This window comes from Corynebacterium sp. HMSC077G07, from assembly GCF_001809225.1.
GTDB classification, from domain to species: domain Bacteria; phylum Actinomycetota; class Actinomycetes; order Mycobacteriales; family Mycobacteriaceae; genus Corynebacterium; species Corynebacterium jeikeium_D.
The window spans coordinates 187,822-208,597 of record NZ_KV796537.1 but is presented as its reverse complement, the minus strand read 5'-3'; the positions used below and the strand labels follow the sequence as shown (position 1 = coordinate 208,597).

Below are 20,776 nucleotides of genomic sequence, written 5' to 3'. Positions count from 1 at the left end.
TGCCTGGATAGGCAGAAGCACTGGTATACAACTACCGAATACTTTGGTAAACTCAAGGTTAACAACAGGTTAACTAAGTTATTGATTTATCCCTAATACCCCTGATTACTTTTTCACAGAGAGGCTCCGACGCCATGACTACCGCATCCGTTCTTAGTAAATCATTTGCCATTGTCCGCGAGGACCTTCACCGGCTCTACGGTGCAGCCTGCGATGCTGCGACCATCGATTCCATCCTCGACGATGTCATTGCAGAGCTGTCCAACTCTGCGAAGGTGACTAACTTCCTCCCCGTCCTCGCCGAACGCGAGGCCACCGAACGCATCAAGGCCGCGAGCGGATGCAAGGACTTCGCCCCGCGCCAAGAGATTCTCTTTGCCGATAGTCGCGGTTCCGGCCGTAGCCAGATTGCCACTGCCCTGGCCTACCACCTGGTTGGTGACGAAGTCTTTATCCGCACTATCGGCCTCAATCCAGAGGATGGCCTGAACCCTCGCGTCGTCGCGGCTCTTCACGACCGTGGCGTGGACACCTCACGCCTCACCCAAAAGGCGATTACTCCCCGCGTTTCCCACCGCGCCGATGTTGTCGTGCTCATGGGCATCGACGAGACACCAGCAGTCCCCGGCGACCGCTACGTGGAATGGGATGTCGCAGATCCGGACAGTCTCACAGACGATGAGCTGCAGTCGCTTATCGACGATATCGAAACCCGCCTGCGGGCTCTCTTCACCGAGATGGACGTCGCCGTCGCATAAACAGGCACGGCTGACCCCACACCGGGGGTTGCATCTAATAACCAAAAGAGTGGCTGCGCAAGAACTTGCGCAGCCACTCTTTTTCAAACGTCTCTTTGTATGTAGTTACTTCTTCTTGCGGTCCCGAACCGTCAAACGCGTCACTGCATTCTTTGCCGGGCGGGCAACACGCACAGCGGCCTCCGGCGTACGACGCTTCACGGCATCCCCCAGACGACGCAGCGTAGCGCGGGTGTTCTGGTACTCCGCCACGCGGTGCTTTCCGATGATTCGGTCGAGCACCGCACCAATGAGGCCAACTGCCAGCAGAGCTGCCGCAAAGGCAAAGACAGCCGGGTACGGACGGAGTGCAGCCGCGGCTACGGCTCCCAGAACGAACGAGCCGATACCAGTGCCCGAGTCAAAGGACATGTTCCAGAAGGCACTGGCCTCAGCAGTACGGTCACGCGGCAGGCGGGCAAACATCAGCAGCAGAGCCTCATTTTGCACTATGCCGAAGCCCGCGCCGTAGAAAACGGCCGCAACCAGCAGCAGCCAGGCCGACAAATCAAAGAGAACCACGCCGGACATCATCAGCAGACCAATAAAACCACTGATCAATGCCGGAATCAGCAGAATTCCAGCCTCCGACTTCCGGTCGGCGTAGATTCCTGCGAAATAACGGAACACCATCTGCGCGCCACCGAGAACAGACAGCGACAGGCCAGCCACAACCGCACCGGAGACCAGATCGATTTCGCGAGCTGCCGGGGCAAGGAATGCGGAAATACCACCAAAGCCCATCGCAATCGTGCAAATTGCGAGCGCGGGAATGGCCACCAGCTTCCATGTGGCAACGTGCTCAACGGGGCTCGGCTGAGTTGCTGCAGATCCGGGCACAGGATCGCCGACGTCTTCCTTGCCGCCCTTGCCCTCCTTCGGCGCTGGCTTAATCTTCGGGATAAAGAGTGCCATCAACGAACCGACAAGCGAGATGACGGCGCCCAAGACATAAACAGGGGTGTAAGAACCCGTCTTGTCCGCAATGATTAGTCCTAGTGGCAAGAAAATGAGCTCAGATAAACCAACTGCCACACCGAGAACGCCAGAGGCCTTACCCAGAAATTTCATTGGCACTAGCTCGGCAATCAATGCGGACTCGGCGACAGTCAACGCACCGAAGCCCATACCGCGGAGAACCGCAATGATGAGCACCAAAGCAGCATCGGTGCCAAAGATGTGCAGAATCGTCGGCAAGCCCAGAAACAGACCTGAAATCAGCATGGTCATGCCGTAGCCAAGACGGCGACACATACGTGGAGTCTGCGTCTGTGTGAGAACGGTAGCGGCCATAAAAACACCGGTGTAGGCACCGGCGAGCGAGGTTCCACCGCCATCGTCAAGAATTGCCTGCGGAATGACAGGCATGAGGAGTGACCAGCCACCGAAGGCGGCCATCACGGCGACTAGCGTAGGTACTAGTCCGGGCGCTTTCCACATGCTGTCCAGTTCGTCCAACTGCCTGCGGTCCATCACCCGGGACGCCATTTACTCCATCACTCCTATCAACCACAAAATTGCGCCGGCGAGCGCGATCACAGATAAGAGACCAAGGACAATTGTTCCGACCCTCGATCCGGATTTATAGAGTGACCATGTTCCGCCCACCAGCAGACCAGCGACAATGAACAAAAAATAAGTGCTCAGCGTCGATGCGGTAGACACCTGCGCTAAAAGCACGTCTACAGACGTTGTTACCATCGATTCCCCTAAAATGCCAGCTAAGGCGGATTTTCCGGTTTCCTACAGTGGCCGTCTACTTCAGCTGCGACCTACAGAGTGCCCTTGGTCGACGGCACACCGTGGACGCGCGGGTCGTCCTCGACGGCAGCACGCAGGGCACGGGCCACAGCCTTGTACTCAGCCTCGGTGATGTGGTGCGGATCGCGCCCGTAGAGACAGCGAACATGCAGCGCAATACGGGCATTTAGGGCGAAGGACTCAAAGAAATGCTCGTTGATAACCGTTGCGTAGTGACCACCAATGACGGCAGTCAACATCTGCTCTGGTTCGCCAGTGCCAACGAAGTACGGGCGACCAGACACATCAACCACTGCGTGTGCCAGCGTTTCATCCATCGGGATATAGCAGTCACCAAAGCGACGAATACCAGACTTGTCCCCCAACGCCTGGGCGAAGGCCTGCCCCATCACAATGCCGGTATCCTCCACCGTGTGGTGCGCATCGACCTCGGTGTCGCCGTTGGCGTGCACAGTCAGGTCGAAGCTGCCGTGGGAGCCGAAAGCGGTCAACATGTGGTCGAAGAACGGCAGACCGGTCGAAATATCGGTCTTGCCGGTGCCATCGAGATTCACCGAGCAGACGATGCTCGATTCGCGGGTGGCGCGCTCGACACGGCCAACGCGCTCAGTGCGCTCTGCCTCCAGATGGTCCTTATCACTGAAGTGCATAAGTCAGATCTCTCCTTGTAGTGGGATGTACCGGCAGCATTTCGCTTAAGCCAGCGCGGTCGCTGCCAATTTCTTGGCCGCCGCCAGCAGCGCATCATTTTCGCTGGGCAGACCAATAGTGGCACGGAGACGACCGGGCACGCCAACATCGCGGATGAGTACTCCCTCATCCAAGAAGCTCTGCCATGCCGTCGCGGCATCGGCGAAACGACCGAAGAATACGAAGTTGGAGTACGAGTCAATCACGTCGTAGCCATAGCTGTTCAGGGCGGCTACGACGCGATCACGCTCGTCGGCAAGCTTTGCGACGGTCGACAGCGTCGCATCCGAGTGGCGAAGTGCAACCGTGGCAGCGGCCTGCGTCAACGTCGACAGGTGGTATGGCAGACGTACGAGCATCACAGCATCAATAAATGCCGGGTTAGCAACGAAGTAGCCGAGGCGGCCTCCGGCGAAGTCGAAAGCCTTGCTCATCGTACGGGAGACAACCAGCTTCGACGGGAACTCAGCCAGCAGCGTTGTCGCCGACGGCTCCTCAGTGAACTCGGCGTAGGCCTCATCGACAATGACGATGCCCGGCGCGGCTTCAATAATGCGGCGCAGGTCAGCGAGCGTGGTCAGATTGCCAGTCGGGTTGTTCGGAGTCGTGATGAAGATGACGTCAGGACGGTGCTCGGCAATGGCCGCGAGCGCACTATCCATGTCGATGTCGAAGGTCTCCGGGTCGCGGGCGATGCCGATGAACTCCGTCTGCGTGCCGGACGAGAGGATCGGGTGCATCGAGTAGCTGGGCACAAAGCCCATTGCGCTGCGCCCCGGCCCGCCAAATGCCTGCAGCAGCTGCTGGAGAATCTCATTGGAGCCGTTGGCGGCCCATACCTGGTCGACGGTGATGTCCACGCCGGTCTGGCGGGTGACATAATCGGCGAGTGCGCTGCGCAGTGCTACTGCGTCACGGTCCGGGTAGCGGTTGAGGTCAGAGGCGACCTTCTCCACTTGCGCCACCAGGTCGGCGATGAGGTCATCGGATGGCGGGTACGGGTTTTCGTTGGTGTTCAGGCGAACATCGACGTCGAGCTGCGGGGCACCGTAGGCTTCCTCGCCGCGCAGTTCGTCGCGCAGTGGCAAATCTGCCAGCGCCAACTTGGCTACCGACGGCTGTGGCTGATTCTCAGGCTGGTTGCTCATTAGTTGTTCCCCTTTTCTGCGCCATTGTCCTCAGAGCCGAGAAGCGTCTCAAAGCGGGCACGGATGGCCTCGCCGTGCGCTGGCAGTCGTTCTTCGTTGGCCAGGACTACTACGCTGTCGGCAACTTCCTTCAACGCGGCCTCGTTGTAGTCAATCATGTGGACCGACTTGAGGAAGGTGTGCGTTGACAGGCCCGAGGCGTGGCGGGCGGTGCCGGAGGTCGGCAACACGTGGTTAGAGCCGGCCGAGTAATCGCCCAGTGGCACCGGCGAGAAGCGACCGATGAAGATTGCGCCGGCATTGGTAATGCGTTCGGCATCGGCCTGCGCGTTTTCGGTGTGGATCTCCAGGTGCTCAGCGGCGTAGGCGTCTGCAACCTGGATGCCGATATTCATGTCGTCGACAAGCACGATGCCAGACTGATCGCCGGTGAGCGCCTCGCGAACGCGGTCGGCGTTCATGGTGACCTCGTAGCGGTTTTCGACCTCGCGGTCGACGGTGGCGGCGAAATCGGCGTCGTCGGTGATAAGCACGCTGGCGGCCATGACGTCGTGCTCAGCCTGGGAAATCAGGTCGTAGGCGACGGAGACAGGATCAGCGGTGTTATCTGCGAGAATGGCAATTTCGGTCGGGCCAGCTTCGGCGTCGATACCGACGACCGAGCGGCACAGGCGTTTGGCGGCGGTAACGAAGATGTTGCCCGGACCGGTGACCATGTCGACCGGCTCGAGGCTCTCGTTTTCATCGCCGTATGCGAGCAGTGCGACGGCCTGTGCACCACCGACGGCCCACACCTCGGTCACGCCAAGCAGCTTGCAGGCAGCCAGGATGGTCGGGTGCGGCCAGCCGTCGTTGTCGGCCTGCGGCGGAGAGGCGACGACGAGGGACTCCACACCAGCTTCCTGAGCTGGGATGACGTTCATCAATACGGACGACGGGTAGACGGCGTTGCCCCCGGGGACGTAAAGACCGACGCGCGAAACCGGAATCCACTTCTCGCGGACAATGCCGCCGGGCAGAATTTCAACAGTCTTATCATTCGGCTTCTGAGCAGCGTGGAACGCGCGCACGCGCCCGATGGACTCCTGCAGAGCAGAGCGGACATCGTCTTCCAGCGCAGCTTCCGCGGCATCGATAACCTCCGCTGGAACGCGCATGGATGCCGGACGAATACGGTCAAACTTCTCGGAGTACTCCATCGCCGCTTCCACACCACGGACTGCCACGTCATCGACAACGGGCTTGACCGTGGGAATCATCGAATCAACGTCTGCCGCACCACGCGGCAACACTCGACGCAGAGTGGCGGTGGGGGGAGTCTGACCGCGAAGATCAATAGTGGACAACATAATTAATTAGTAACCGCCTATTCGCACGATGGATTCATACGTGAGCACTTCAGAGTGACAAAGAAATGACAACAAAGTATTGAAAATCTGGGTCAAAGCCAAAGACTTTATCCACGGTTTTCGCTACTATTCGCCCTTAAAGGCACCCTTGAGTATGAACTAAGCATATCTTTCTCACGTTAGGTTCATACCGATTGCCCCATTTAACCCCTCATACTGTGGCGCAAGTTAGCTCCGCCACAGTGACCCATTACAGTGTTAAGGAAAGTAGTAACCAGTCGTAGAAAGGTCAGCTGTTGAACCAGGAAGGAAACAGCCCGGATTTGCCGGAGCTCGTCGCAGCCTATGCAGACGCGACCGCAGCCGACAATTCCCTGGCCACGCGCCAACTGGAATCAGTTTTCGCGCATCATTTCTACAACCCACAGCTCTTTTCTGACCCGGAAGCCCACGGCGTTACCGAACACGTCGGCGCGTTTTACCGCATAGTCCGCGAGGTCACCGAATCGCTCGGCATGATGACGGCTGCGCACGATGCCGCCCTGAACTGGATGGTATGGGCATCCGATAACGACAACGTCCCGGAGTACTGGCGCGCCCGGGCACGGCTAGCGGCGGATGAAGCCCGCCGCTACACCACCTTTATCGCCGATGGCCCCACCTCTGCTGCCGCAGAGACCGAAATCCCACTCATCGCACGCATGAGCAGGGAGATCACCTCGTACCGGGCACTCGTGCTTGCCGACGATCTGGATGCCCCAACCAGCAGTCACAGCGCGGTGACCACGGATGCGGATGGGCCGCGGCCGCAGGAATCGTCGGCAAGCGAAGAAGCGGAGGAGCCGTTTAGCCCACGCCAGTGGAAGAAGCGGGCGGCACTGACTGACGCGCTGATTCGGATTGCAAGCGCCCTGCGAAAGGTCAACCGCGAGGACTTGGCACGGGAGCTGCACGAGATGATTCGTGCACTGCCAAATGAGGATAAGTTTGAGTCGATTGCGCTGGCGAAGACTCTGACGGAGGCATCACTGCTGCACCGAGCCGGGAAAGTCGTCGACGCAGCGCGACTTTGCGCCTCACAGCTCAATGCAATCGGTAACCGCTCCGTAATCGCGGGCCTTGAGCTGAGGCAGAATTTGGCACGGTACTCGATAGAGACAGGTAATAGCGATACCGCGTTCCGAATGCTGTCAAACAACGTGGCAGTCGCGGACCAGCACAGACTGGACACTGACTATATTCTCGCGGTTCGTGAGATGGCAGACATCAACTTCGAGGTGGCACACAACAAGCCCGATGCCGGGGAGATGCTGAAGCTAACTCAGCGCGCCCAGGATGTGTCGGCAGACTACCCCAACTGTGAAGTCACCATGGAAATCGCGCTGCTGAAGGCAACGGCACTGTACGAGCTCGGAGATTTCCACCATGCCGGCCAGGAAGCGGAGTCGGTTGCAAAGTGGTCTGAGCCTACCCAGGATTCCGCACGTACTGATTTTTCCTGTGCCATTGCGGCGGAATCGGCAGTCCAAGAGGGCAATACTGAGCATGCCGCAGTACTCTTCGACGCACTGGCCGATATTCGTGCCGGATACTCGTCCCCGATTTCGCCTGCGGAAACTCTGATGGATGCCGCACTATCACTCAGTAACGTGGGCGCTACAAGTGAACTGACTGACCACCTGATGGAACGCTCACGTGGCTACGTGGTTGGGTCCTGGGAATCGGCCAAGTGGCATGAAGCACAGGCGCTGTTGTGCTGGTCTGTGTGGGACAACGACGGCGTGTACAAGTACGCCGACGAAGCTGCCGAGCTTTTCTTAGAAGCCCACGCCCCTGCCGACGCCGCCCGCACACTGACCATCGCGGTGCGTGCTGCTGCTAGTGATAACAATGAGGAACGCGCCCGCCGGTTCGCGGTTCGCATCGGCGACCTAGTCGGCCCGGATCACCCGGTGCGCGATGAAGTTCGTGGACTAATGCGTAGCTTTTCAAACCCGGCTTAACAGCGCACCCGACTGCACAGGTCTGAAAAACAAAGCAGTTTTTGCATCTTCCCGATGCCACGGGCGAAGATAGTCCAATGGTCTGGTGGGAAGAAGAAAACTCTGAGTCTGGAATTCAAGTTGGCGATTGGGATACCGGCATCGCGGCCGACTACGCGTCAGGGAATTCAGAAAACGCATCAGCAACGGAGAACTCGTCCGAACCCCTGGACTTTCCTCCCCTGCCCAATCCGCTAAAGGCATTACCGGACTCACTTCCGGAGCTGCTGGTTATTTCCCGCAGGGCCGGTGCCACGCTCGACCACGTCACCAGTTGGCGCGCTGTCACCAAGTTCGCCCACACGCACTGGTTAGCCGACGCGCCTACCAACTCCCCCGATGTCGTTGGCGAATTCCACGCACTCAGGCACGCAGTCGCCGACCAACTGGAATTAGTAGAAGAAGCCGCTGCTGCACGCGCCGAGTGGCTGCGCTGGGCAACTGAGGCCAACATCCGCCCCGCGATCTTGCACGCACGCTCCTACGGAGCATTCGCCGAGGCAGAGGCCTTCATCGACGCCAACCCAGGTGATGCCATCACCGGCCGGCGCCCCGAGGACTCCGAAATCCCCGAGCTGATCAGGCTTACTAAGGACATCGTCGCCACCACTCCACAGCCCGGGGAGGCCTATTACTACCTGGTCAGCGCGGCTGTTGCTGGTGCCGCAGCATCGCTGGCGCGCCGGGCGGAAATCGCCGGTCAACTCTCTGAATGGTCCGCACGCTGGGCACCAAAGCGAAGCAGTTTTGATGACCGCAAGCTATTGGAGGCGCAGCTCGCGCACAGCCGTGGTGAGCTGCGCAGGGCCGCCCGCATCGCAGCCAGCGTCGCGGCAGCCCCTCAGTCGGAACCCGTCACCACGACGATTGAAGCTCGCCAATTCCTGGCTTTCCTCTCTCTGGAAGCTGGTGAGGAAGCGGAGGCAATCCGCCAGCTACGCCCAATCGTGCAGGCTGGTCTCGATGCAGGACTCACGGTCGCGGTGCTTCGCAGCGTGCGTCTGCTCTGTGCGCTTCTCAACGCCCACGGCGATTTCGCGGAATCCGCCGCAATTGCCCGCCGCGCGCTCGCCAGCGCCGAAGGCATTCCGGTCAACCCCATCACCATGGATATCCAGCTCGTTCTGGCCCGCAGTCTCCTCGACGCCGACGAGGTTGACGAGGCGCTGCGCTTTGCCGAACCAGTTGCGCACTGGTCAGCATTTACCGCCGATGAAGAACGCACCGACGCGGCTTTTTCTATTGCCTCCGCAGCCGCGGGTCTCGGCAATAATCCCCGCCAGGCGGCAAAGCTGCTCATCGAACACGGCGAGCACCTTGAACGCAACGGCGATACCAAGGGCGCTGCCAAGGCCTACCGCCAGGCTGCACGTTCCATCATTCATGTCATTGACCTGGTCATTTCCGAAGAGGGCTCCGAATTCACCGCCGAGATCGTCTCCGAGGACGCTTCCGCCGTCATTGACCACACGCTCAACGAGGCTGAGGACCTTCTGCTGCGTTCTCAGAAGCTCATCTCCGACGACTGGTCACTCGCCGACTGGCACGACGATGCCGCCTACGTCTTCTACTCCGCTGGCCGCGACACTTTGGCCATCAACCATGTGGAAGCCGCCGCGAAGGGCTACCTGCAGTCCGGCGATGGCGAGGAAGCCGCCCGCGCGCTGCTGGCGGGGGTTCGATACCGTCTCGACGCGGGTGATTCCGACGGTGCCGCCGCCTACGCCCGGCGCGTCGAAGAGCTTCTGCCCCGCGACGTGTGGGAAGGCCATCCTGTTCTCGATGCCCTTGACGTCATCATCATTCAATCGCTTGACGACGAATACTAGCGCCCCGCCCACTTCGGTGCTGGCGGTGGCACAAAGTAGAGTGTTAGGTCATGACTACTTCTGGTGATTCCGCGACTTCTAGCCCGCAGCAGCTTTTCGACGCCGCCACGGCATTGGCTGAGGAAAACAACCTCTGGGAAGCAGCCCTAACTCTGATGCAGGGGTTCGAGGAGCTCGGCGACGAGGCGGATGCTCCGCAGACCGACAGTCTGGGGCGCCCCATCCGTGGCTCTGCACCGAAGCTGATGGACAAGGCCGCGGACTGGTTGGATTTGCTGGATAACCTGGAGAAAGACGGCTTCGAGCCGACTGCGGACACCCCTCCGCGCCACTTGCGCTGGGCGATGTGGCACACCTTGAACGGCCAGGCAGAGATTCGTCGAGGACATCAAGGGCGCGCCATTGATCACCTGGAGTTGGCGGCGGGACTTTTCCAGTCCGATAACCTCAATATCCAGGCCGTGCCTCTGCTTGCACAAATTGCACAGTGCCACCTGCATTTGGGCGATGTCGCTGCTGCAGAGAAGGCGCTTTACCGCGCACAGGAAACCTGTGATGAGCAATCGCGGGAGCGCTGGGGGTCGGCACTAAGCGAGATTGGCGCGGAAATCGCCCGTCGCTTGTAGGCGAAGCTGCGAAGCGATACCGGGGGCTGATTCAGCTACTGCTCGTCGAAGTCGAGTCCGACATCGAACACCTTGGCCGAGTGGGTTAGCGCGCCCACAGCCAGGTAATCGACACCACAGGACGCGTACTCACGAGCCACATCGATGGTCAGTCCACCAGAGGACTCAAGCTGCGTGGCCGGAGAAATCTGCGAGCGGCGCTGCACCGCAATCTGGGTCTCCCAGACCTCGAAGTTGTCCAGCATGACGATGTCCGGCTTCATCGGCAGGATCTCATCGAGCTGTGCGAGGGGATCGACTTCCACCTCACACGGCAGCTCCGGGTACTGATCCCGCACCCTCTTCAACGCACCGGACACGGAACCGACAGCCACCACGTGATTGTCCTTAATCAGTGCTTCATCGCCCAAAGCGTAGCGGTGGTTAATTCCGCCGCCGCAGGTCACAGCATACTTTTCCAGGTTGCGCAGCCCCGGCAGCGTCTTTCGGGAATCGCGCACCCGCGCACCGGTGCCGATAATCGCGTCAGCCCACTGGCGCGTCGCAGTAGCTACACCACTGGCGTGCGTGAGGATATTCAGCATTGTCCGCTCAGCAGTCAGCAACCCCCGAGTCGGCGCAGAAATCGTTGCCAGCACTGTGCCAGGACGCACCAGGGTGCCATCTTCAACGTGCTTTTCGACGGTGAACTCACCCGAGATGACCTCCTGCAGCGTCCACTCCACCGCATCGATTGCCGCGATAACGCCCTCTTGCCGGGCCACCAGGCGGGCGAGTGCCTGCGCAGATGCCGAGACTGTCGACAGCGAGGTCACATCCGGCCCGAAGCTCATGTCTTCCTGTAGTGCCGTCCGAATGAGGCCACGGGTGATGTTTTCGTTCAGCACCCCGCGCAGAGTGTCCTTCTCAAGAGTCATGGTTAGCTAATCCCCATCCTTTTCAAACCAAGTGTGGCACCCCAAAGTATATGGTCGTGCCAATGCTGCTTCGACGACTTTCCTTGCGGCCACGACCTGAACCGATTGCGGGAGCCGATCGATAACCGCCAACGCCTGCCGCAAGCTCTGCTCATTACGCGTTACACCAGCGCCTTCCTGCATCGCCGTCTGCAACCGGAAAAGCTGCCGTGGTTCCAGTTCTGACCGTGGCTGAGGCAGGCTTTCAACGGCCGCTGCGAATTCCTCGTCCCCGACCGGCACAGCGTGTGTTTCAGCGACTTTTTCGACCACCCGCTTGCCGACGACCAGGCCCTCCAGCAACGAATTGGAGGCCAACCTGTTGGCACCGTGGAGCCCTGTTGCGGAGCATTCGCCGGCCGCATAGAGGCCCGGCACACTAGTTGCACCGAATGGGTCGACGGCAATACCACCACAGGTGTAGTGGACCGCCGGGGCCACGGGAATGAGGTCCTTGGTCGGATCAATCTCCGCTGCGGTCAGGCCCGCTGTGATCGTCGGAAAGCGGGCGGCGAAGTTGTCGATGTGACGTGCGTCGAGGAAGACGTGGTCCTCGCCGAGCTCGCGCATGCGAGTCGCGATGGCGCGCGAGACGATATCGCGCGGAGCCAGGTCCCCGCGAGGGTCAACGCCGGCGGTCACACTGTTGCCCCGGGAGTCGACGAGAATGGCTCCTTCACCACGGACAGCCTCGCTGATGAGATGGCGTCGGCCGGTGCCATCTGATGCCGAGCGCTCGTCATAGAGCACCGTCGGGTGAAACTGGATAAACTCCATGTCCCGAATCTCCGCGCCAGCATCGGAGGCCATGCCGATAGCCTCACCGCGGGCACCCGAGGGGGCCGTGGTCGCGCGGTAAATATGGCCCACGCCGCCGGTAGCCAGCAGAGTGGCGCCTGCTCGAATAGCTCCACCCCCACGGGGATCCGCTACCAGCGCCCCCAGCACGCGGCCGTCTTTGCCAACGATGAGCTGGCGCGCTGTGGCGTTTTGTAGTACTCGCACGCCGGTAACTGAGGCTTCTAGGGCGCGCTCGATTTCAGCACCAGTGGCGTCACCGCCGGCATGAATGATGCGCCGCGCGTGGTGTCCGCCCTCTTTGGTGCGGGAATATACGGCCGGGTTATCCCGCGCCGGGTCGAATGTAGCGCCTAGCCCTATCAGCCACTCGGTCGCCGCAGCGCCAGCACGGATGATAGAAGCCACGGCCCCTTCATCGCAGTGGCCGGCACCGGCATCGAGAGTATCCGCGATGTGGGAATCAGTGGTGTCATCGAACCCATTGGCCACATGGCCGCTGGGGTCGTCGTCAAGCCCGACGACCGCGAGCCCGCCCTGTGCGAGATTCGTGGCCGCATCGGCGAAACGTAGCTGTTTGCGGGCACCGACGCGCCACTCGACGCTGTCGATAACCAGCACGTCGAGGCCGAGCTCAAGGGCCCGACGCGCAGCACTGAGCCCTGCGACTCCCCCGCCGATGACGAGGAAGTCACACGTCAGTGTCCAACTGTCGAATGATGGGCGCAGACCAAACGTGTTACTCGCCTCCGCCTGGGTTACCGATGGCGATCATGCGCTCGACAGAAGCGCGCGCCTTGTCGGCGACATCCGGCTCGACATCGACTTCATCAGTGCCCTCAACGAGGCAGCGCAGCAGAGCCGCCGGAGTGATGAGCTTCATGTACGAGCAGGAAGCGCGGTCGTTGACCGGCTCAAAGTCGACATCCGGTGCGGCCTTGCGCAGCTGGTGGAGCATGCCCACCTCAGTGGCCACGAGCACCTTGCCGTTGGGCTTGTTCTCCTTCAGCTTCTGCGCCTCGGTCAGCATCTCGCCGGTGGAGAGCATCTGCACGCGCTCGGGCTCGATGGTGCCTTCACCTGCGAGGTAAATCGCAGAGTTCGCGCAACCGCACTCCGGGTGAATGAACAGCTGCGAATCGGCGTTCTCTTCCGCGCGGTGCGCGAGTTCCTCACCATTGATGTTGGCGTGGACGTGGCACTCACCAGCCCATACCTTGATGTTGTCGCGGCCGGTCTCACGGCGGACGTGTGCGCCGAGGAACTGATCCGGGTTGAACAGGATCTCCTGGTCTTCCGGGATGGACTTGACCACGTCGACGGCGTTGGAGGAAGTACAGCAGATGTCGGTCAGAGCCTTTACGTCTGCCGTGGTGTTGACGTAGCTGACCACCAGTGCGCCGGGATTCTCAGCCTTCCACTCGGCCAGTTCGTCTGCAGTGATGGAGTCCGCCAGGGAGCAGCCGGCGCGCTCATCCGGGATGAGGACGGTCTTCTCTGGGCTCAGAATTTTGGCGGTTTCCGCCATGAAGTGGACACCACAGAAGACGATGACGTCAGCATCGGTTTCCGCAGCGATGCGGGAAAGTCCGAGGGAGTCGCCGGTGTAATCGGCAATATCCTGAATCTCCGGCAGCTGGTAGTTGTGCGCAAGAATTACGGCATTGCGTTCGCGGGCGAGGCGCCTAATCTCCTGGGCCCAGCGCTCATCTGCAATTACGCCACCGTAGCGGCCATCTTTATCGACTACCGATTCGTACAGATCCGATTCAAGGCGCGGCAGGCTGGAAGCATTGGCCGCAAGGCTGGTATTCACGGAAAACTACGTCCTTACTTCAATGGGCTGTGGCTACGACCGGAAAAAACGCCGTCACCGTTACCGGCAACGGTCCCCGGAGGCATTCGCAGCGGACTCAAACGGGCAAGTGCAAGAGACCTAAGCTCGCCACACAATATCGAAAAAGCCCCTAAATCGGGGCGAATACTGACATCGAAGACGAACCTATTTCCCAAAATTGTAAGGCTTGTATAAGCCTATTTCCCAATAACTACCCCTGTTCAGTAGGAAATAGTGCTTTACGACGGCCCCCGCGCAGAACCTCACTGCCTCACTTAGTGACCGAATCTGCGTCCGCAACATTGTCCGCAGCGCTCTCGTTACCTTCCGTGAAGTCCGTTTGGAACAACACCCGGGACCACAGTGCGAGCATGGCAACCAGTGGCGCGACGAGCAGTGCTACATAGGTTTTGAAGTCTGGAATCACCGAGAACTTATCGCCCGGCTGCATGCCCGCCAGATCCGGCTGGAGCAATGCCGCAACCGACTGACCGACGAGGTACGTCACTGCTGCGCTCATCAACGCGGAGAAACCTGCCCAGCCAATTGCTGTGAGCATCTGCACAGGCGTCGTGATGGCACGGTTTCGGAAGGTAGTAATTCCCAGCACCAGGCCGCTGATGGCAGTGACAGCAACAAACCAGAGCAGCCCAATAAAACCAGCGTCAACGGTTTCCTGAATAATCGCTAGTTGGTTATCCGGGAGCATTTGCACTTGCTGCTTGGGGCGTAAGAATGCCCAGGCCACTCCGGCTATCGTTCCCGTTACAACGGAAAAGAGAACAATACCCGAGGCCATTGCCACGCTCTGCTTTTCAACGTGTGGGACTCGGGTATTTTTCATAGTCATAGTTGACTAACTTACCTCACGGCGCACATCCAGTACTAGCGTGCCCGAATGGCGCACTAGCACAACCAGCGCCTTTTATCGCTGCTCCAACATAACGGAGTCCACTTCGCCGTGGCGCGAGCACTTTGCAGTCCAGCCGTCCGGACGCACCTGCACCACCATCCGGCGCCCACAGAGCTGGCAGAACCGAGGCGCCTCCAGTCCAGCTTTTGCACCATAGGAGCGTTCGCGCACTTCACCAGCTTCGAGGTCGGCGCCGGTAAAAGGATCGAACTTGGGCTCATCTCCCAGCACCATGGCCTGGAGCAGCTCTGTGGAGTCGACTTTCTTACTCCGCGGCGAGCGCGGGCTAGATGTCCGAGGCTTAGACAGTTGCATTGAGAGCCTTAATTGGGAGTCGTACCTTGCCAAGCATGTCTAGATCCTGCTCCGCCGGACGGCCCAGAGTGGTCAGGTAATTACCGACAATGACAGCGTTGATACCGCCGAGCAGCCCCTTTTCTGCGCCCAGGTCTCCCAGGGTGAGCTCACGACCACCAGCAAAACGCAAGATAGTCTTCGGCAGTGCCAAACGGAAGGCACCGATGGCACGCAGTGCATCCTTAGCTGGCATCGGCTCGCGACCGGCGAACGGAGTGCCCGGGCGCGGGTCGAGGAAGTTCATCGGCACCTCGGTCGGGTTGAGCGCCGCCAGGTCCTGAGCAAACTCAGCACGCTGCTCAAGGGTCTCGCCCATACCCAGGATGCCGCCACAGCAGACTTCCATGCCAGCTTCGCCGACCATGCGCAGGGTGTCATGGCGCTCTTCCCAAGTGTGGGTGGTCACGACCTGCGGGAAGTAGCTCTTGGCGGTCTCAAGGTTGTGGTTGTAGCGGTGAATACCAGCCTTGGCCAGGCGATCCACCTGTTCCTGCGTCAGAATGCCCATCGATGCGGCCACATTAATGTCAACCTCTGCCTGAATGGCGGCGACGGCCTGTTCCATCTGGCTGAGCAGTCGCTCATCCGGCCCCTTTACTGCAGCAACGATGCAGAACTCAGTCGCACCAGACTTTGCAGTCTGCTTGGCGGCGTCCACCAGAGCCGGGATATCCAGCCATGCCGAACGTACCGGAGACTCGAACAGACCCGACTGCGAACAGAAGTGGCAATCCTCTGGGCAGCCGCCAGTCTTCAACGAGATAATGCCTTCAACCTCGACCTCTTCGCCGCACCACTTCAAGCGCACCTCATGAGCCAGCGCCAGCAGTTTCTCGATGCTGTCGTCATCGAGGTTCAGAACCGCCAGGGTCTCCTCGTAGTTCAGCCCCTCTCCGCGGGCGAGCACCTTTTCGCGGGCGAGTTCCAAAATGTCCTGCTGCTGTTGAGTCATGGGGGGTGACGCTCCTTGAGGCTGGGGATAAAACTTGAACACCGTTTCAGAAGTTGTACAGTTATCAAACTTAATACCGCAGCTACAGAATGTCGAACAGGGTTCAATTCCCGTCGTGTCGCGGATTTACGCTCCCCATTTCAGCCTTGAGACATCTTCCAGATGATTCTTCTTTCGTCTACGGTAGGCAGTGTGCAATTGACCAAGGACATCATTGTCGACGCAGCTCTCACCATTCTCAACGAGTACGGACTCGGCGATCTCACGATCCGCCGCCTGACTCGCCACTTGGGTACCGCCGCTGGCGCAATGTACTGGCACTACCCTTCCAAGCAGGCACTGCTGGGCGCCGTCGCTGACCGCATCTTGGCTCCCTGCACAGAGTTTTCCGCCACAGGCGATTGGCGTGCCGACATCGAAGCCGTCGCCGAGCTGCTCTACTCCTGCCTCACCGCTCATCGGGATGGCGCCGAGGTCGTCTCGGCCGCGCTCGCTACGGGCACCGCCACGATTCGCCCCGAACAACTGCTTGCCGACGTCCTGGAGAACGCATCCGAAACCTCCATCAGCACCCCATCAGCGGCTGATACCGCGTCTGTCCTCGTGTACTTCATTCTCGGTGCGACAGTCGACCAGCAGACAGCCATCGCGCTTAATCTAAATGGCGCCAAGGGCGTTTCCGACAATGGTGATGCCAGTGGCGAGAACACCGCCGGTAAGGACGCTGAGGTCGAGATTTCCTCTGAAGATACGGCTACACAGACAAAAGAGCTCGGCCGCCAGCGCATTGCACTGGGAACCGAGCTCTTTATCGCCGGAATTGCGGGGGTTGCGGAGACTAAGGGGATTGCAGGTCAGTAAGCCCCGCTGAAACAATCACGCTCACGGTCAAGCCCCGGCGCTAGAGCACCAGAGCTGCTACCCAACCAGCTGCCAGCAGCGGCAGGTTGAAGTGCAGGAAGGTCGGAATAACCGAATCGCGAATGTGGTCGTGCTGCCCGTCGGCATTGAGACCCATCGTCGGGCCGAGCGTCGAGTCCGATGCCGGCGAACCAGCATCACCTAGAGCACCTGCAGTACCAATGATGGCGACGGTAGCCATCGGCGAGAAGCCCAGCGACAGACACAACGGCACATAGATGATGGCGATAATCGGCAACGTCGAGAAGGACGAACCAATACCCATCGTGACCACCAGACCAACGACCAGCATGGCGAATGCAGCGGCAGGCTTGTTGCCCGCAAACAGCTCTGCAGTAGCGGTCACCAGCGGCTCGATCTGGCCGGACTCCGACATCACCGAGGCGAAGCCCTGTGCAGAAATCATGATGAAACCAATCAGGGCCATCATCTTCATACCGGCGGTGAACACGTCGTCCGCCTCACGCCAGCGCACGGCGCCGGTGAACATGAAGATTGCCAGACCAGTGAGTGCACCAATCAGCAACGGATCGGCATCGGTCTCCATAGAATTCATCACAATCTGGACGACGAAAGTCACCACGATTGCAACGAGAGCGACGATAACTCGGTACTTCGACACCGGTTCGTCAGACTGGGTTTCTGCGTGTGAGGACTGGGCAATCGGCCGATCTTCGTAATGCCGTGGCTTCCGGTAGGAGAAAAATACGGCAATGGCCAGACCGGCCAGCATGCCGAGAGCCGGGATGCCCATCGTCATCATGATGTTGATATTGGAAACATCAAGGCCAGCATTCTCGATGTTCCCCAGCAGGATGTCGTTCAGGAAGATAGAACCGAATCCGACCGGAACCCACATGTAGGTGGTGACCAAACCGAAGGTCATCACACTGGTAATCATTCGACGGTCGATGTTGAGGCGGTTAAATACCGGCAACAGCGGCGGAATAATCAGCGGGATAAACGCAATGTGAACTGGGATGAGGTTCTGCGACATAATCGCCATGGCCAAAATGCCGGCGACCATACCCCACTTGGTCCATGCCTCTGCCTTAGATTTAGCGCCTTCATCCTCCGTACCGATCTTGGCAATCAGCCAATCGGCCAGCAATTTGGGCAACCCAGAGGATGCCACTGCCATGGCAAAGGCACCCAGCATGGCATAGCTCAGGGCAATCTTCGCACCACCAGAGAGGCCTTCCTGGAAGGCAACCATTGTGGCATCGAGCCCCATACCGGCGGAAAGACCACCGACTAAGGCGCCAATAAACAGCGCTAGCACAACGTGTACCCGGCAGACCGCCAGGATTAGCATCACCAAAACGGCGAGAAGAACGGCATTCATAAGGAAAATATTAAGGCAACCTTAAGTATTTCCAGCAACCGGGGCTAGAAAGACTTCACCCCAAAATCTTTACACCCCGGCTAATGCGGCTAATCAATCGAGACGAGTCCCTGGCCGCCCTGCACTGCGTCGCCGACTTCGACATGAATAGAGCCGACGGTGCCTGCAGCCGGGGCCGTAATCTCGGTTTCCATCTTCATTGCCTCGAGAATGAGCAGCACCTCCCCAGCCTCAATCTTCTGGCCTTCCTCGACCAAAATCTTGCTGACCGAACCTGCCAGTGGCGCCACCACCGAATTGGCGGAGACACCCGAGACACTAGCGGTGGCCGGCTCAACGGAAGCGCTCGACGATCCACCCAACACGATGGGCGAAAGACGCTTGGGCTCCTCAACTACTTCAACGTCGACATCGTAGGCAATGCCGCCGACAGTCACTTTCAATTTCATGGCTCAACAATCCTCACGTAGCAAAAGTCAATGAGTCAGACTCAATTAAGTCGGGTATCGAAAATTTCCAACTAACGCAGGTTGCGCTGCTGCTGGATCTGGCGTCCCTGCGCAGCCCACGTCTTATGGCGGTTGTATCGAATTGCCTTCACCTTGCCGCGATTGCCCAGGTACGCAGACACCGCTGCCGAAATGGCGATGACAGTATCCTCGGGGATATCTGCGTCCACGCGTTTGCGCAGTTCAGCCAACTCGCTTTCTGCCTGATTCAGGCGTGCCGTGGCCTTCTGCAAGCTTGTCGAGGTCGCATCCAACCGGTCGGTCAGTTCAGCGACGAGCGCTCGCAGCTCCTTAATCTCACCGATGCCGTCAGACATTACTGTGGCCCCAATCCGTGCTTCTTGGCCGGGCGAACCTCGCGCTTGTTACGCAGAACCGACAGTGCGTCAGCCACACGCAGGCGGGTTTCCGCCGGGTCAATCACGTCGTCGACCAGTCCGCGCGAGGCGGCGACATACGGCGTCGAGAAGCGTGTCTTGTATTCGGCGATACGCTCGTCGCGCACGCGCGCCTGCTCTTCCTCGTCGCCCGCGGCGGCAATTTCCTTTCGGAAGACCACGTTGACCGCACCCTCTGCGCCCATCACCGCAATTTCCGCGGTCGGCCATGCGAATACGTAGTCCGCACCGAGGTCCTTCGAGCACATCGCCAGGTACGCACCGCCGTAGGCCTTACGCATGACGACGGTCACCTTGGGCACAGACGCTGCGGAGTATGCGTAGAGCATCTTTGCGCCGTGGCGGATGATGCCGCCATGCTCCTGGGTGACGCCCGGCATGAAGCCAGGAACGTCAACCAGGGTGACCAGCGGGATGTTAAAGGCATTGCAGAAGCGGATGAACTTTGCGCCCTTGTCCGAGGAATTGATGTCCAGCACACCGGACATCACGTTCGGTTGGTTGGCGACAAAGCCCACGGTACGGCCCAAAACTCGACCAAAGCCGACAACCAGGTTGGTGGCAAAACCCGCCTGGCACTCGAGGAAATCGCCATTGTCCGCAATACGGATGATGACCTCGCGGACGTCGTAGCCCTTCTTGCCATCGACGGGGACGATGTCGCGTAGCTCTGGATCCGGCTCGGCGTCGAATACCGGATCCACGATTGGTGGCTCTTCCGTGTTGTTCTGTGGCAGGAAGCTTAGGAGCTTCTGCGCAATCAGGATGGCCTGCTCGTCATCGTCGGCAACGAAGTCGATATTGCCGGCCTTGGCCATGTGCGCATCAGCGCCACCGAGCTGCTCGGAGGTGACCTCTTCGCCGGTCACAGACTTAATAACACCCGGACCAGTGATGAACATCTGCGCCTTGCGCGTCTGAATGATGAAGTCGGTCAGAGCTGGCGAGTAGGCAGCGCCTCCAGCACATGGACCTGCAATGATGGAAATCTGCGGCACCAGACCGGATAGCCAGACATTGTTGTAGAAGACCTGGCCATAGCCCGACAGAGAGTCAATTCCCTCTTGAATGCGAGCGCCACCGGAGTCGTTGATGAAAACGAACGGAGTGCCGTTGTCGGCAGCAGAGCGCATGGTGGCCGCAACCTTGCGGGACTGCGTTTCACCAGCGGAGCCACCCATGACCGTGAAGTCCTGGGAGGCCACGTGTACTGCCCGGCCGAGAACCGCGGCAGTGCCGGTGACCACGCCGTCGGCAGGCGCGTCGGCAGTATCCATGCCGAAGTCGGTGGTGCGGTGAGTCATGAACATCCCGGTTTCACGGAAAGTGCCCTCGTCGACGAAGTTGTCGATACGCTCGCGGGCAGTCATCTTCCCACGTTCGTGCTGCTTGGCCTGGCGGGCTTCACCGCCACCGGACTCAACACGGCGACGCTGAGCATCCAAATAATCCAGGCGCTCCGCCATCGAGGCATCGACGCCCGGCGCGACGGCATCCGCCGAATTCGGCTGGTTTGCTGAACTTTGCGACATTGCTATCTCTTCTCCC

Annotated in this window: 19 protein-coding genes; 5 read left to right on the top strand and 14 right to left on the bottom strand. The window is 59.6% G+C overall.

Annotation, left to right across the window (positions count from 1 at the left end):
• Nucleotides 1–134: 134 nt before the first annotated feature.
• Entirely contained in the window at nt 135–758 is a 624-nt protein-coding gene (locus HMPREF2562_RS07660; protein ID WP_016422948.1) for an arsenate-mycothiol transferase ArsC, read from the top strand.
• Nucleotides 759–863: 105 nt separating this feature from the next.
• On the opposite strand, the gene HMPREF2562_RS07655 is transcribed toward HMPREF2562_RS07660, so the two are convergent.
• The 4 genes from HMPREF2562_RS07655 to hisD all read right to left on the bottom strand — a co-directional run bounded on the left by HMPREF2562_RS07655 (nt 864) and on the right by hisD (nt 5,745).
• Nucleotides 864–2,285 carry an MFS transporter gene (locus HMPREF2562_RS07655; protein ID WP_016422949.1) on the bottom strand — a complete coding sequence of 474 codons (1,422 nt, stop codon included), beginning with the start codon at nt 2,283–2,285 and terminating at the stop codon, nt 864–866.
• Nucleotides 2,286–2,569: 284 nt separating this feature from the next.
• Nucleotides 2,570–3,208, bottom strand: a complete 639-nt coding sequence (gene hisB / locus HMPREF2562_RS07645) for an imidazoleglycerol-phosphate dehydratase HisB (protein ID WP_005510321.1) — start codon at nt 3,206–3,208, stop codon at nt 2,570–2,572.
• 45 nt (nt 3,209–3,253) lie between these two features.
• Complete coding sequence (locus tag HMPREF2562_RS07640; RefSeq protein ID WP_016422951.1) at nt 3,254–4,396, bottom strand: histidinol-phosphate transaminase; 1,143 nt, start codon at nt 4,394–4,396, stop codon at nt 3,254–3,256.
• Nucleotides 4,396–5,745, bottom strand: a complete 1,350-nt coding sequence (hisD, locus tag HMPREF2562_RS07635) for a histidinol dehydrogenase (RefSeq protein WP_070549819.1) — start codon at nt 5,743–5,745, stop codon at nt 4,396–4,398. Before hisD ends, HMPREF2562_RS07640 begins: the two co-directional genes overlap by 1 nt.
• Before the next feature lie 296 nt (nt 5,746–6,041).
• Here hisD and HMPREF2562_RS07630 point away from each other — a divergent pair, with 296 nt between their 5' ends.
• From HMPREF2562_RS07630 to HMPREF2562_RS07620, 3 genes are all read left to right on the top strand, one after another.
• On the top strand, nt 6,042–7,748 hold the full coding sequence (locus tag HMPREF2562_RS07630; protein ID WP_016422953.1) for a hypothetical protein: 1,707 nt from the start codon (nt 6,042–6,044) through the stop codon (nt 7,746–7,748).
• A gap of 77 nt (nt 7,749–7,825) precedes the next feature.
• Nucleotides 7,826–9,616: a hypothetical protein gene (locus tag HMPREF2562_RS07625; RefSeq protein WP_016422954.1), complete on the top strand. Its 1,791-nt coding sequence runs from the start codon at nt 7,826–7,828 to the stop codon at nt 9,614–9,616.
• 50 nt (nt 9,617–9,666) lie between these two features.
• The gene (locus HMPREF2562_RS07620) at nt 9,667–10,242 is read left to right on the top strand and encodes a hypothetical protein (protein WP_016422955.1); all 576 of its coding nucleotides are present in this window, start codon (nt 9,667–9,669) and stop codon (nt 10,240–10,242) included.
• Nucleotides 10,243–10,277: 35 nt separating this feature from the next.
• Here HMPREF2562_RS07620 and nadC read toward each other — a convergent pair whose 3' ends face one another.
• The 6 genes from nadC to bioB form a co-directional block, all read right to left on the bottom strand.
• Nucleotides 10,278–11,159: a carboxylating nicotinate-nucleotide diphosphorylase gene (gene nadC / locus HMPREF2562_RS07615; protein WP_070549818.1), complete on the bottom strand. Its 882-nt coding sequence runs from the start codon at nt 11,157–11,159 to the stop codon at nt 10,278–10,280.
• 6 nt (nt 11,160–11,165) lie between these two features.
• Nucleotides 11,166–12,725, bottom strand: a complete 1,560-nt coding sequence (gene nadB / locus HMPREF2562_RS07610; RefSeq protein ID WP_049170299.1) for an L-aspartate oxidase — start codon at nt 12,723–12,725, stop codon at nt 11,166–11,168.
• Nucleotides 12,726–12,735: 10 nt separating this feature from the next.
• Nucleotides 12,736–13,812, bottom strand: coding sequence for a quinolinate synthase NadA (nadA, locus tag HMPREF2562_RS07605; RefSeq protein ID WP_049193980.1), 1,077 nt, complete (start codon nt 13,810–13,812; stop codon nt 12,736–12,738).
• 292 nt (nt 13,813–14,104) lie between these two features.
• A complete protein-coding gene (locus tag HMPREF2562_RS07600; protein ID WP_049193981.1) occupies nt 14,105–14,683 on the bottom strand; it encodes a hypothetical protein in 579 nt (192 codons plus the stop codon).
• Between the two features lie 75 nt (nt 14,684–14,758).
• Nucleotides 14,759–15,061, bottom strand: coding sequence for a biotin synthase auxiliary protein BsaP (locus HMPREF2562_RS07595; protein WP_016422960.1), 303 nt, complete (start codon nt 15,059–15,061; stop codon nt 14,759–14,761).
• Nucleotides 15,048–16,055 (bottom strand): biotin synthase BioB, encoded by a 1,008-nt coding sequence (bioB, locus tag HMPREF2562_RS07590; RefSeq protein ID WP_049193982.1) that lies wholly within the window; start codon nt 16,053–16,055, stop codon nt 15,048–15,050. Before bioB ends, HMPREF2562_RS07595 begins: the two co-directional genes overlap by 14 nt.
• Before the next feature lie 192 nt (nt 16,056–16,247).
• On the opposite strand from bioB, the gene HMPREF2562_RS07585 reads away from it, so the two are divergent.
• The gene (locus HMPREF2562_RS07585) at nt 16,248–16,916 is read left to right on the top strand and encodes a TetR family transcriptional regulator (protein WP_224783712.1); all 669 of its coding nucleotides are present in this window, start codon (nt 16,248–16,250) and stop codon (nt 16,914–16,916) included.
• Nucleotides 16,917–16,956: 40 nt separating this feature from the next.
• Here the strand turns inward: HMPREF2562_RS07585 and HMPREF2562_RS07580 are convergent, their stop codons facing one another.
• The 4 genes from HMPREF2562_RS07580 to HMPREF2562_RS07565 form a co-directional block, all read right to left on the bottom strand.
• A complete protein-coding gene (locus HMPREF2562_RS07580; protein ID WP_049193985.1) occupies nt 16,957–18,321 on the bottom strand; it encodes a Na+/H+ antiporter family protein in 1,365 nt (454 codons plus the stop codon).
• Between the two features lie 89 nt (nt 18,322–18,410).
• Nucleotides 18,411–18,770, bottom strand: coding sequence for a biotin/lipoyl-containing protein (locus tag HMPREF2562_RS07575; RefSeq protein ID WP_016422964.1), 360 nt, complete (start codon nt 18,768–18,770; stop codon nt 18,411–18,413).
• A gap of 71 nt (nt 18,771–18,841) precedes the next feature.
• Nucleotides 18,842–19,147 carry a hypothetical protein gene (locus tag HMPREF2562_RS07570; protein WP_016422965.1) on the bottom strand — a complete coding sequence of 102 codons (306 nt, stop codon included), beginning with the start codon at nt 19,145–19,147 and terminating at the stop codon, nt 18,842–18,844.
• Entirely contained in the window at nt 19,147–20,760 is a 1,614-nt protein-coding gene (locus HMPREF2562_RS07565) for an acyl-CoA carboxylase subunit beta (RefSeq protein ID WP_070545597.1), read from the bottom strand. Before HMPREF2562_RS07565 ends, HMPREF2562_RS07570 begins: the two co-directional genes overlap by 1 nt.
• Nucleotides 20,761–20,776 lie beyond the last annotated feature (16 nt).